Origin of the sequence: Luteimonas salinisoli (genome assembly GCF_013425525.1) — a bacterium.
In the GTDB taxonomy this organism is placed as follows: domain Bacteria; phylum Pseudomonadota; class Gammaproteobacteria; order Xanthomonadales; family Xanthomonadaceae; genus Luteimonas; species Luteimonas salinisoli.
The window spans coordinates 75,764-88,147 of record NZ_JACCKA010000054.1 but is presented as its reverse complement, the minus strand read 5'-3'; the positions used below and the strand labels follow the sequence as shown (position 1 = coordinate 88,147).

The following is a 12,384-nucleotide window of genomic DNA, read 5'->3' as shown; positions in this document are numbered from 1 at the left end:
AAGGCGACGATGTTGGCGGCTCGGGATCCGTTGACATAGCGCACCGGTCGATGCTCAGCTGTGCGCCATATGCACAGCCCGGAGACCCTTCCGCCGATCGAGGCGCTGGCCGCCGTGATCGCCGCCCGGCGCTCCGGATCCTTCACGGCCGCCGCGGAGATGCTCGGGCTCACGCATGGGGCGGTGAGCCGCCGCGTGCACGCGGTGGAGCACTGGCTGGGAACGCCGCTGTTCGAGCGCCACGGCCGCGGCGTGCGCATCACCCCCGCCGGGCAGCGCTTCGTCGCGCAGGTGGAGCAGGCGCTGGCCTCGATCCGGGATTCGGCCGACCGCTGGCGCCCGCGCCGCGACCTGCCCGTGGTGCGCTTGAGCGTGGTGCCGTCGTTCGCCCGGCTCTGGCTGATGCCGCGGCTGCGCGAACTGCAGGGCGCGCCGCCGCTGTGCCGGATCGAACTGCAGATCGAGCATCGCGTCGCCGACCTGCGCGCCGGACAGAGCGACCTGGCGATCCGCTACGGCCGCGGACGCTGGCGCGGGGTCGACAGCCGCCTGCTGTTCGGCGAGACGCTGTTCCCGGTGGCTTCGCCCGGTTTCGCCGCCGAGTCGGGGCTCGCCGCCGGCGCCGGCAGGATCGCGGGCGTGCCGCTGCTGCACGACTCGGACACCGGCCAATGGCGCACTTGGCTGCGCGCGGCGGGAACCGAGTTCCGGGCCAAGGCGTCGGACCGCCGCTTCGAGGACTACGACCTGGTGCTGGCGGCCGCGCGCGCCGGGCTGGGGGTCGCCCTGCTTCGCTCGCCGCTGGTCGAGGACGCGCTCGCCGACGGCCGGCTCGTGCGCATCGCCGGCCCGTCGATCGGCAACGTCGCCGGGCATTTCCTCGCGACCGCGCCCGGCGAGTCGCGGGCGCCGGTGTGCCGGCTCGCCGACCGGCTGCTGGCGCTCACGGCGGGGATGCGGCGCTGAGGCCCTGCTCGACGCTGCTGCTGCACGGCGCCGGCGGGGCAGGCTGGGAGTGGAACGTCTGGCGCGGCATGCTGGAGTCGAGCGGGATCGCAGTGCATGCGCCCGATCTGCATCCGGCAGGCCGGCGGCCCGATCCACCCCCCGCTCGGCGAGTACGCGATGCAGGCCGCGCGGGCACTGCTCGGGCTGCCGCGCCCGCGCGTCGCGCGGCGGGTGCCGGCATGGATGTCGGTTGAGCCGCGTCCGGGCCGCGCCGGCCCGCGATTGCCGGTATCGCTGCCGGCCGGCATAGTGGCCGCTTTCGGACACGGGAAACCCGCATGCGCCGCACCCTTGCCGCCTTCGTCCTCGTCGTCTGCTTCGCCGCGGCGACCGCACATGCCGCGGGCGAACGCCTGCTGACCGCTGCACGGATCCACAGCGCCGACCCCGCGACGGCGCCGGCGGATGCGATGGTCTGGGACGGCGGCGGGCGGATCCTGGCGGTCGGGCGCGCCGATGCGCTGCGCGGCGAGTACCCCGACGCCGAGGTGCTGGACCTCGGCGATGCGGTGGTCGTGCCCGGCCTGATCGACGCGCACGCGCACCTGATGAATCTCGGCCAGGCCCTGCTCAGCGCCGACCTGGCCGGCGCACGCAGCAAGGACGAGGTGATCGAGCGGCTGCAGGCCTATGCCGCGGACCTGCCGGAGGGCGCCTGGCTGCTCGGTCGCGGCTGGGACCAGAACCTGTGGCCGGACAAGGCGTTCCCGACCGCGGCCGACCTGGACGCGGCGTTCCCGGATCGGCCGGTGTGGCTGGACCGCGTGGACGGCCACGCCGGCTGGGCCAACAGCGCCGCGCTGCGCGCCGCCGCCGCGCAAGAGGGCGCCCGCGAACTGCGCGGCGACTGGCAGCTGGACGGCGGCCGCATCGTCCGCGAGGGCGACGAGCCGACCGGCGTCTTCGTCGACGCGGCGATGGCGCTGGTGGAAGCCGCGATCCCGCCCGGCGGCGGCGCTAGCGCCGAGGAAGCGCTGGAGCGCGCGCTGGCGGCGGCGGTGCGCAACGGCCTGACCGGCGTGCACGACATGGGCGTCTCCCGCGAGGAGCTCGCCCTGTTCCGGCGCTTCGCCGATGCCGGCCGCCTGCCGCTGCGCATCTCCGCCTACGCCGACGGCGATGGCCGCGCGCTGGACGATCTGTGCACGGGCGGCCTGTACCGGCACCCGCAGGGGCGGCTGCGTATGGAAGGGGTGAAGCTGTACATGGACGGCGCGCTCGGCAGCCGCGGCGCGGCACTGCTGGAGGAGTACAGCGACGAGCCCGGCAACGACGGCCTGCTGCTCACCGAGCCGGACGCCCTCGCCGCGGCGGTACGCAAGGCGCGCGACTGCGACGTGCAGGTGGCCACCCACGCGATCGGCGACCGCGGCAACCGCATCGTCCTGGATACCTATGCCGAGGCCCTGGACGATCGGGCCGACGGCGATCATCGCTGGCGCGTCGAACACGCCCAGGTGGTGGCGCCTGCGGACATCCCGCGCTTCGCCGCGCTCGGCCTGATCGCCTCGATGCAGCCGACCCACGCCACCTCCGACATGCCGTGGGCGGAAGACCGCGTCGGTGCGGACCGCCTGGCCGGCGCCTACGCCTGGCGGCGGTTCCTGGATGCCGGCGTGCCGCTGGCGCTGGGCTCGGACTTCCCGGTCGAGTCGGTCGACCCGCGTCTGGGCCTGTACGCGGCCGTGACCCGCCAGGACCGCGACGGGCGCCCGCCCGGCGGCTGGCTGGCCGACCAGAAGCTCAGTGCCGCCGAGGCCCTGCACGGCTTCACCGCCGCTGCCGCGCACGCGGGCCGCGCCGAGGACGCGGTCGGTCGCCTCGTTCCGGGCCTGCGCGCCGATTTCGTGGTGCTGGCCGCCGATCCGCTGGCGCTCCCTGCCGCGGAACTGGATGAGGTGAGGATCCTCTCCACCTGGGTGGACGGCGTCGCGGTCTACGAAGCCGAGTAGCGCGGGCGTCGCTGCACGCGGCGTAGCGGTAGCCAACGATGCTAGGGCTTCGGTAGGAGCGGCCCATGGCCGCGAAGGCCGCGGGAGGCTCCGGTGGGGGTGGCGGCAATACCGGGGGCTGTCCCCCGCGCCGGCCTTCGCGCGCATGGCGCGCTCCTACAGAGAACGCGCTCCTACGGAGAATGTGTGCGCACGGCGCTCGTAGGAACGGCCCCGTGGCCGAGGTCGTGGGAGGTTCCGGTCGGGCACGCGGTGATCGCGGGGGTTGCCGCGCGCGTCGCTCCTGCGGATGCGGCGGATCCGCTGACGGCCTACCAGTCGATCTCGCCGTGCACCACGCTGACCGCGTGTCCGCCCGACCAGATTTCGCCGTCGGCGTCGACCTGCAGTTCCAGGGTGGCGTCGTAGCCGACCTCGCGGCCCTGGCTGGCGCGGTAGCGCCCGCCGCTGCCGGGCAGCGCATCGCGCGCGGCCAGCCAGGCGGCGAGGGTGGCGTTGGCTGCGCCCGAGGCGGCGTCCTCGAAGCGCGCGGGCGCGCCGACCCAGGCGCGCACCGCGAGATCGTGGGCGCCGCCCTCGTCGGCACGCGCGAAGACGCACAACCCCATGCTCTCGGTGGACTCGGCGAGCAGGCCGATCGCGTCCCAGTCCGGGGTCGCGCCGCGCAGGGTCGACTCGTCGGCCAGCTCCGCCAGCCACCAGCGCCGCCCGCCGTCCATCAGCGCGGGCGGCAGCCGTCCCGGCAGCAGTCCGTCGAGGACGTGGCGCAGGCGCGGATCTCCGCGGCTGCTGGTTTCTAGCACCCGCGCGCGGGGGGTGCGCACTGCGATCGTGCGCGCCGCGCCGTCGCGGGCGACGCGCAGCGGCAGCACCCCGGCGACGCCTTCCTGATGCACCAGACCATCGTGGGGGGCGATGCGCCCGGCCTCGAGCAGGGCATGCGCGGTGCCGACGCTGGGATGTCCGGCGAACGGCACCTCGCGGCGCGGGCTGAACATGCGGATGCGGTAATCGGCTTCCGCGGTGGTCGGCGCGAACACGAAGGTGGTCTCGGGCAGGCGCGTCCAGCGCGCGATGGCCTGCATGGTGTCGTCGTCCATGCCGTCGGCATCGAACACGACCGCGAGCGGATTGCCGGCGCCCGGACGGTCGGCGAACACGTCGAGCTGCACGAAGCGGCGTGAGGTCATGGGGGGCGGATCGCATTGGGGGTGGGGATCGCGCAGCTTACCAATCGAGGTTGCCGTGGATCACTGCCTCCAGAGGAGCGCACCATCCGCGCGAAGGCCGGTGCGGTTGGATGCCTGCAATTGCCACCAACCCGGGCGGAACACTCCGTGGCGAGGGGCCGGTTCCGGGGAAGCAGCGCGCTTGGGGCTCCCTGTAGGAGCGCGCCATGCGCGCGAAGGCCGGCGTGGTTGACAACGCCCGGAGTCACCGCCAACCCGATCGGAACCTCCCGCGGCCTTCGCGGCCATGGCCGCTTCTACGGCGACGCGCGCCTGGACGTCGGTCGGATGCCCGGCAGCCGATTTCTCCGAAGCCCACCGACGTCAAGAAGCGGGAGACGCGCCGGGGGTTTTGCGGAGAGCAGACCATGGATGGTCTGCGGCCCTGAGTCCGGCCATGGATGGCCGGACCGAAGGGCGGAGCAACACCCCCGGCGCGGCTCACGCCCCGCGCGGTCGACCGAAGTCGCTCTTCCAAGGAGTAAACCGCCAGTCGTGGCTATTCACTGGCGCCGCCCCGTGGCGACGGTGATGCAGCACCGCAACGGACGCGGCCGCCTGGCGCGCGTGCGTCTACAATGCGCAGCTTCGTGCGTCCATTCCGGGCGCGCCTGGACAGAACCGCGCCGATGACCCTCCAAGACTCGCCGGAACACCGCTGGATCGTCCTCAAGTTCGGCGGCACCAGCGTGTCGCAGCGAAGCCGCTGGGACACCATCGGCAGGCTCGCCAAGGCCCGGGCCGACCAGCACGGCGCGCGCGTGCTGGTGGTGGTCTCGGCCCTCTCCGGGGCGACCAATGCGCTCCAGGCGATCACCGAAGGCGTCGAGGATCTGCCGGAGCGGATCGAGACCCTGGTGCGACGTCACCACGACTTCGCCGCCGAACTCGGTCTCGACCCGGAGGCCGTACTGCACGAGCGCTCGGCGGCGCTCCGATCGCTCGCCGCGGACGCCCGCGCCGCCGCCCGACCGCTCGACTGGCAGGCCGAGGTGCTCGCCCAGGGAGAGTTGCTGTCCTCGACCCTCGGCGCCGCTTACCTGCGCAGCCAGGGCCTCGACTTCTGCTGGTGCGACGCCCGCGACTGGCTCGACGCCGTGGAACTGCCGAACCAGAGCGACTGGTCTCGGCGCCTATCGGCCAGCTGCCGGCGCGAGGCCGACGAGGGTTGGCGCGCACGCTTCGCCGCGCAACCGCCGCGGCTGCTGCTCACCCAAGGCTTCATCGCCCGCCACGGCGACCGCGGCACCGCGGTGCTCGGCCGCGGCGGCTCCGACACCTCCGCCGCCCTGTTCGGCGCGCTGCTGCGCGCGCGCCGCGTGGAGATCTGGACCGACGTACCCGGCATGTTCAGCGCCAACCCGCGCGAGGTGCCGGACGCCCGCCTGCTCACCCGCCTCGACTACGCCGAGGCCCAGGAGATCGCCACCACCGGTGCCAAGGTGCTGCACCCGCGCGCGCTCGGCCCCTGCCGCGACGCCGGCGTCCCGCTGGCGATCCTCGATACCGCCCGCCCCGACTTCCCCGGAACCAGCATCGACGCCAGCGCCGCCGCAGTGCCCGGCGTCAAGGCGATCAGCCGCCGCAACGGCATCGTCCTGGTGTCGATGGAAACCGTGGGCATGTGGCAGCAGGTCGGTTTCCTGGCCGACGTCTTCGACCGCTTCCGCGCCCACGGCCTGTCGGTGGACCTGATCGGCTCGTCCGAGACCAACATCACCGTCTCGCTCGACCCGAGCGACAACCTGGTCAGCACCGACGTGCTCGCGCGTCTTTCCGAGGACCTGGCGCGGTTCTGTCGGGTCAAGGTGATCGCCCCCTGCGCGGCGGTCACCCTGGTCGGCTGCGGCATGCGCTCGCTGCTGCACCGGCTCTCGGACATCTGGGCCGCCTTCGGGCGCGAGCGCGTGCACCTGATCTCGCAGTCCTCCAACGATCTCAACCTCACCTTCGTCATCGACGAGGCCGATGCCGAAGGCCTGCTGCCGCAGCTGCATGCGCTACTGATCGCCAGCGGCGCGATGCCGGTGGGCAACGTCGACGTGTTCGGCCCGCGCTGGCGCGAGATCGCCGGCGCCGTGCGTCCGCGCGAGACGCCCTGGTGGCGCGGCGAGCGGGCGCGGCTGCTGGCGCTGGCCGCGCCCGGCGCGCCGCGTTACGTCTACCACCTGCCCACGGTGCGCGCCCGCGCCCGCGCGCTGGCCGCGATCGCCCCGGTCGACAGGCGCTTCTACGCGATCAAGGCCAATTCGCATCCGGCGATCCTGCGCGCGCTGGTCGAGGAGGGCTTCGGCCTGGAGTGCGTCTCGCTGGCCGAACTGCACCTGGTATTCGAAGCGGTCGACGGACTGCAGCCGGGGCAGGTGCTGTTCACCCCGAGCTTCGCGCCCCGCGCCGAGTACGAGGCGGCGCTGGCGCTCGGCGTCACCGTTACCCTGGACAACGTCGAGGCGCTGCAGCGCTGGCCGGAGGTCTTCCGTGGCCGCGCGCTGTGGCTGCGCGTGGACCTCGGCCGCGGCGAGGGCCACCACGAGAAGGTGCGCACCGGCGGTCTCGCCTCCAAGTTCGGGCTGGCGGTGGCGCGCATCGAGGAATTCCTCGCCGCCGCGCGCGCGCTCGACGTGCGCATCGCCGGGCTGCACGCGCACCTGGGCAGCGGCGTGGAGACCGCGCAGCACTGGCGCTCGGTCTGCGACGAACTCGGCGGCATCGCCGAGCGCATCGGCAGCATCGACACCATCGACATCGGCGGCGGCCTGCCGATCCCCTACCAGGACGACGACGAGCCGTTCGACCTCGACGCCTGGAGCGCCGGCCTGGCCGAAGTGAAGGCCGCCTATCCCGCCTACCGCCTGGCGATCGAGCCGGGCCGCTTCCTGGTGGCCGAGTCCGGGGTCCTGCTGATGACCGCCACCCAGGTGGTGGAAAAGGGCGGCATCCGCCGCGTCGGCGCCGATGCCGGCATGAACGCGCTGATGCGTCCGACCCTGTACGACGCCTTCCACGGCATCCACAACCTCAGCCGCCTGGACGAGGCGGCCGACGCCGCGTTCGACGTGGTCGGCCCGATCTGCGAGTCCGGCGACGTGTTCGGCAAGCAGCGCCGCCTGCCCGCCGCGACCGCCGAGGGCGACGTGCTGCTGGTGGCCGATGCCGGCGCCTACGGCTTCGTCATGGCCAACCGCTACAACCAGCGCGCGCTCCCGGAAGAGGAGGTGCTGGCATGAGCGCATGGCGCTTCTCCCGCGACGCGATCCGCGCGTTCCGCTTCGTGCGCTGCGATTTCGATGCCGATAGCGGCGTGGCGCGGCTGATCTACGCCTTCGACGACGGCCCGGAGCTGGTGGAGACGGTGACGGTGCCAGGCGCGCCGTTCGCGGTCGACGGCGACCGCGCAGCGGCCGCCACGCGCGTGCTGAGGCTGCTGCATCTGGTCGCCGGGGTGAGCTACTACAAGGCCGCGGTGCCGGCGGAGATCCGCATCGACGGCTACGCCATCGATGCGGACACGGCGGCGCTGCTGGAGGAGATCTACGTCCATGGCCTGGGCGAGTTCGCCTACCGCAACGGGCTGGACCTGCATGGACGGATCCGCTTTCCGGTCGCGGACGCGTCCTCGCTCCAGCGCTCCCTCGCAAGCGAGAGCGGGCGCAGCGACGCCAAAGCTTCCGAACCCAGCCCCCGCGCGCTTGCGAGCGCGGGCCGGGGAGAGCCAGCCCCTGAGGGAGAGGGCGAAGCAGGGCACGGCCCCATCGGGACGGGTGGACGCGCGCTCGTCGCCATCGGCGGCGGCAAGGACTCGCTGGTGTCGATCGAGGCGCTGCGCGCCGCCGGGGTGGCGCAGACCGTCACCTGGATCGGCGGCTCCCAGCTGATCCGCGCCTGCGCCGAGCGCACCGGACTGCCCACCCTGAACATCGGCCGCCAGCTGGCGCCGGAACTGTTCGAGTACAACCGCCAGGGCGCCTGGAACGGCCATATCCCGGTGACCGCGATCAATTCGGCGATCCTCGCCTTCGCCGCGGTGCTGCTCGGCGCCGGCCAGGTGGTGTTCTCCAACGAGCGTTCCGCCAGCTACGGCAGCCTGATCGAAGGCGCCGGCGAGGTGAACCACCAGTGGTCCAAGGGCTGGGCGTTCGAGCGCGATTTCGGCGCCTGGCTGGAGCGCCACGCCGCCGCCGATCCCGGGTCGGATCCGCGGCGGACCCTGCACTACTACTCGTTGCTGCGTCCGTTCTCGGAGCTGGCGGTGGCGCGGCAGTTCGCCGGGACCGACCGCTACGACGCCCACTTCTCCAGCTGCAACCGCAACTTCCACCTGCTCGGCGAGCGGCCGGTCAACCGCTGGTGCGGGATCTGCCCGAAGTGCCACTTCGTGTTCCTGGCGCTGGCGCCGTTCATGCCCAAGCCGCGGCTGGTGGCGATCTTCGGCCGCAACCTGCTCGACGATGCCGCGCAGATCCCCGGCTACGACGCGCTGCTCGAATACCGCGACCACAAGCCGTTCGAATGCGTCGGCGAGGGCCGCGAATCGCGCGCAGCGATGGCCGCCCTGGCGCGGCGCCCGGAATGGCGCGAGGACGCGGTCGTGCGGCGTTTCGCGCGCGAGATCGCCCCGCAGCTCGATCCGGCCGGGCTGTCGCTCGAGCCGCTGCTGCGTATCGACGGCGAGCACCGCATTCCGGCGCCGCTGTGGGAACGCCTGCATGCGCATTTCGGAGCTTGACGGCTCGCGCGTCGCGCTGTGGGGCTGGGGCCGCGAAGGCCAGGCGGCCTGGCGCGCGCTGCGGAATCGGGAATCGGCGCATGGCGCATCGATGCCGTTGACGCTGTTCTGCCGGCCCGACGAGGCGGAGCAGGTGCGGGCACTCGGCGACGCCTACCTGACCGTCGAGACGGAAGCCAGAGCCGCACGGCTGTCGGCGTTCGACGTGGTGATCAAGTCTCCCGGGATCAGCCCTTACTCGACCGAGGCGCAGGCGGCCGCGGCCGGGGGAACGCGCTTCGTCGGTGGGACGGCGCTGTGGTTCGCCGAACGGGCCGACGCGCGCACCCTCTGCGTCACCGGCACCAAGGGCAAGAGCACGACCAGCGCGCTGACCGCGCACCTGCTGCGCGCCGGCGGCCTGCGCACGGCGCTGGCCGGGAACATCGGCCTGCCCATGCTCGAGTTGCTGGGAGCGCAGGCCGAAGCCTGGGTGATCGAGCTGTCGAGCTACCAGACACGCGACGTGGCCGCGGCGGGCGTGCCGCCGCACGTGGCCGTGGTCACCAACGTCCATCCGGAGCACCTCGACTGGCACGGCGGCGAGACCCGCTACGTCGAGGACAAACTGGCGCTGCTGACCCAGGCGCGGCCGAGGATCGCCGTGCTCGACGCGCTCGACGCGCGGCTCGCTGCGCTGGAGCTCCCGCACAGCGAGGTGCGCTGGTTCAATCGCCCCGACGGCTGGCACCTGCGTGGCGAGGTGCTGCACCGTGGCGAGGCCGCCGTGCTCGACACCGCCGTGCTGCCGCTGCCAGGGGCGCACAATCGCCGAAACCTTTGCGCTGCGCTGGCCGCGATCGACGCCCTGGGCGTGGACGCCGCGCCGCTGGCGGCGCACGCGGCTGGGTTCGTGCCGCTCCCGCACCGGCTGCAGACGCTCGGCGATCGCGACGGCCTGGTCTGGGTGAACGATTCGATCAGTACCACGCCGCAGGCGGCGATCGCCGCGCTGGATGCGTTCGCCGCGTCCCGGGTGGCCATCCTGGTCGGCGGGCACGACCGCGGCCTGGACTGGGCCGCGTTCGCCGCGCGCATGCGCGCCGCCGCCCCGCGCGCGGTGGTCACCATGGGCAGCAGCGGGCCGCGCATCCACGCCGCGCTTGCCGGCATCGCCGCCGCCGGCGGATTCGCGCTACGCGCGGCGACGGACCTGCCGGCCGCCGTCGCCGCCGCGCGAGACGCGCTGGGCGAGGCGGGAGGCGTGGTGCTGCTTTCGCCCGGGGCGCCGAGCTTCGGCCCGTACCGCGACTACACCGAGCGGGGGCGCCATTTCGCCGCGCTGGCGGGGTTCGACCCGGAGCGGATCACGGCGATCCCGGGGCTGGGCATCGCCTGAGCGGGGTCGGCGGGACCGGCCACCCTCCCGCGCCGGTCCCGGGTCATCTCCGCGCGCATCGCTGCACATCAGTCGCGTCTCCCCAGGAGCCGTCGCGGCGCTAGGCTTGCGGCTCTACTCTTGCGAGGGCCCGGCCCATGATCCGATTCGAACTGGCGGCGCTGGTATTGCTGCTCCCGGTTGCCACCGTTGCGCAGGCAGCGCCCAGGAGCGATCCGGTCGAATGGGAGGTCGACGGCCGCACCTTCAGCGGCGTCGTGGTGTACGACGACGCCGGTGGTCCGGATCCGCGCCCCGGCGTGGTGATGGTGCCGAACTGGATGGGGGTGGGCGAGCATGCGCTGGCGCGCGCGCGCACCCTGGCCGGCGACGGGCGCGTGGTGCTGGTGGCCGATGTCTACGGCAAGGGGGTCCGCCCGGCGAACCGGGACGAGGCCCGGCAGCAGGTCATGCAGGTGTACTCGGACGGCGGCACGGCCCTGCGCAGGCGCGTGGCGGCCGCGGTGCAGGCGCTGTCGGGACAGGCGGGCCGGGTGCCGGTGGATCCCGCCAGGATCGCCGCGATCGGGTTCTGCTTCGGAGGTTCGGCGGTGCTCGAGCTGGCGCGGTCCGGCGCCGACGTCGCCGGCGTCGTCAGTGTGCACGGCGGCCTGGAGACCCATCTGCCGACGGAGGACAACCGGATCATGGCCCCGGTTCTGGCGCTCAACGGCGCCGAGGATGCCTCCGTCACCGACGCGCACATCGCCGCCTTCGGCCAGGAGATGCGCGCTGCCGGCGCCGACTGGCGGTTCGTCGACTTCGGCGGCGCGCGGCACTGCTTCAGCCAGGAAGAGGATGCCGGTGCGGACCCGGAGGACAACTGCCGCTACGACGAGCGCGCCTCCCGCCGTGCCTTCGTCATGATCGACGCGTTCTTCGAGGAGATCTTCGCCGCCGACCCGCGCTGACGGCTCGCGGTTCCCGGAGCGCGCGGTCAGGGGGAGGCGCCCACGCGCGTCGCGGCCCGAGCTTCGCCGCCTGCGCAGTCGCTGCCGTCTACCGGGTCAGCTGCCGCGCTCGACCGCGTGGCGGGCGAGGCCGCGCAGCGCGGCGACCGCCGCGTTGTCCGGCAAGCGGTCGAGGGCCGCCACGGCGGCGGCGGCGAACTCGTGCGCCCGCGCGCGGCTGTAGTCCAGTCCCCGGCTGGCCTGGATCGCCGCCATCACCTCGTCCATCGCCCCGGCGTCGCCCTGTTCGACGATGCCGCGCAGGCGTTCGCGGGTGGGCGCATCGGCATGGGCCATGGCGTGGATCAGCGGCAGCGTCGCCTTGCCCTCGGCCAGGTCGTCGCCGAGGTGCTTGCCCAGTTCGTCGGCATCCGCGCTGTAGTCGAGCACGTCGTCGGCGATCTGGAACGCGTAGCCCAGTTGCAGGCCGTACTCGTGCAGCGCCTGCTGGGTCGCCGCATCGGCGCCGGCGGCCAGCGCCCCGAGCCGGGTGCCGGCGGCGAACAGCACCGCGGTCTTGCGCTCGATCACCCGCAGGTAGGCCCCCTCGTCGACGTCCGGGTTGCGCACGTGCAGCAGCTGCAGCACCTCGCCCTCGGCGATGCGGTTGGTGGTGTCGGCGAGGATCCGCATCACCTCCATGCGGCCCAGCTCGACCATCAGCTGGAAGCTGCGCGAGTAGAGGAAGTCGCCGACCAGCACGCTGGCGGCATTGCCCCAGATCGCGTTGGCGGTGCTGCGGCCGCGGCGCAGGTCGGACTCGTCCACCACGTCGTCGTGGAGCAGGGTGGAGGTGTGGATGAACTCGACGATCGCGGCGAGCTGGTGGTGCTCCGCCCCGCCGCCGCCGCAAGCCCGGCCGGCCAGCGCCACCAGCATCGGCCGCAGCCGCTTGCCGCCGGCCGAGACGATGTGCTCGGCCACCTGGTTGATCAGCACCACGTCGGAAGCCAGGCGCCGGCGGATCAGGGCGTCGATCGCGGCCATGTCGGGGGCGGCGAGAGCCTGGATGGCCGCCAGGTCGGGGATCGTCGCGGGCAGGGCCTGGTCCATTGCGTCGCCGTGGCTGGGGAAACGGGATTATACGGGGCCCCTGCCGGGG

The 12,384-nt window shown here is 73.4% G+C and carries 8 protein-coding genes; 6 read left to right on the top strand and 2 right to left on the bottom strand.

Translation table 11 applies throughout. The features are described 5' to 3' along the window. Positions 1–69 precede the first annotated feature (69 nt). Positions 70–966 carry a LysR substrate-binding domain-containing protein gene (locus tag H0E84_RS08595; protein ID WP_180678231.1) on the top strand — a complete coding sequence of 299 codons (897 nt, stop codon included), beginning with the start codon at positions 70–72 and terminating at the stop codon, positions 964–966. A gap of 320 nt (positions 967–1,286) precedes the next feature. Next, the gene (locus tag H0E84_RS08590) at positions 1,287–2,960 is read left to right on the top strand and encodes an amidohydrolase (RefSeq protein ID WP_180678230.1); all 1,674 of its coding nucleotides are present in this window, start codon (positions 1,287–1,289) and stop codon (positions 2,958–2,960) included. A gap of 311 nt (positions 2,961–3,271) precedes the next feature. Here the strand turns inward: H0E84_RS08590 and H0E84_RS08585 are convergent, their stop codons facing one another. Further along, positions 3,272–4,150 (bottom strand): PhzF family phenazine biosynthesis protein, encoded by an 879-nt coding sequence (locus H0E84_RS08585; protein WP_180678229.1) that lies wholly within the window; start codon positions 4,148–4,150, stop codon positions 3,272–3,274. Between the two features lie 668 nt (positions 4,151–4,818). Between H0E84_RS08585 and H0E84_RS08580 the strand changes: the two genes are divergently transcribed. The 4 genes from H0E84_RS08580 to H0E84_RS08565 all read left to right on the top strand — a co-directional run bounded on the left by H0E84_RS08580 (position 4,819) and on the right by H0E84_RS08565 (position 11,243). Next, positions 4,819–7,416 carry a bifunctional aspartate kinase/diaminopimelate decarboxylase gene (locus H0E84_RS08580; RefSeq protein WP_180678228.1) on the top strand — a complete coding sequence of 866 codons (2,598 nt, stop codon included), beginning with the start codon at positions 4,819–4,821 and terminating at the stop codon, positions 7,414–7,416. Further along, the gene (locus tag H0E84_RS20835; RefSeq protein WP_180678227.1) at positions 7,413–8,915 is read left to right on the top strand and encodes a MurL-like N-terminal domain-containing; all 1,503 of its coding nucleotides are present in this window, start codon (positions 7,413–7,415) and stop codon (positions 8,913–8,915) included. The genes H0E84_RS08580 and H0E84_RS20835 overlap by 4 nt, the downstream gene beginning before the upstream one ends. Next, positions 8,896–10,293, top strand: a complete 1,398-nt coding sequence (gene murD, locus H0E84_RS08570; protein ID WP_180678226.1) for a UDP-N-acetylmuramoyl-L-alanine--D-glutamate ligase — start codon at positions 8,896–8,898, stop codon at positions 10,291–10,293. The genes H0E84_RS20835 and murD overlap by 20 nt, the downstream gene beginning before the upstream one ends. A gap of 137 nt (positions 10,294–10,430) precedes the next feature. Continuing rightward, a complete protein-coding gene (locus tag H0E84_RS08565; RefSeq protein WP_180678225.1) occupies positions 10,431–11,243 on the top strand; it encodes a dienelactone hydrolase family protein in 813 nt (270 codons plus the stop codon). Between the two features lie 96 nt (positions 11,244–11,339). On the opposite strand, the gene H0E84_RS08560 is transcribed toward H0E84_RS08565, so the two are convergent. Next, positions 11,340–12,335, bottom strand: coding sequence for a polyprenyl synthetase family protein (locus H0E84_RS08560; RefSeq protein ID WP_180678224.1), 996 nt, complete (start codon positions 12,333–12,335; stop codon positions 11,340–11,342). Between the last annotated feature and the right edge of the window lie 49 nt (positions 12,336–12,384).

Bases quoted from the DNA above. Each gene is read 5' to 3' on its own strand.
- H0E84_RS08595 (WP_180678231.1), top strand. From the start codon at position 70: ATGCACAGCCCGGAGACCCTTCCGCCGATCGAGGCGCTGGCCGCCGTG.
- H0E84_RS08590 (WP_180678230.1), top strand. From the start codon at position 1,287: ATGCGCCGCACCCTTGCCGCCTTCGTCCTCGTCGTCTGCTTCGCCGCG.
- H0E84_RS08585 (WP_180678229.1), bottom strand. From the start codon at position 4,150: ATGACCTCACGCCGCTTCGTGCAGCTCGACGTGTTCGCCGACCGTCCG.
- H0E84_RS08580 (WP_180678228.1), top strand. From the start codon at position 4,819: ATGACCCTCCAAGACTCGCCGGAACACCGCTGGATCGTCCTCAAGTTC.
- H0E84_RS20835 (WP_180678227.1), top strand. From the start codon at position 7,413: ATGAGCGCATGGCGCTTCTCCCGCGACGCGATCCGCGCGTTCCGCTTC.
- murD (WP_180678226.1), top strand. From the start codon at position 8,896: ATGCGCATTTCGGAGCTTGACGGCTCGCGCGTCGCGCTGTGGGGCTGG.
- H0E84_RS08565 (WP_180678225.1), top strand. From the start codon at position 10,431: ATGATCCGATTCGAACTGGCGGCGCTGGTATTGCTGCTCCCGGTTGCC.
- H0E84_RS08560 (WP_180678224.1), bottom strand. From the start codon at position 12,335: ATGGACCAGGCCCTGCCCGCGACGATCCCCGACCTGGCGGCCATCCAG.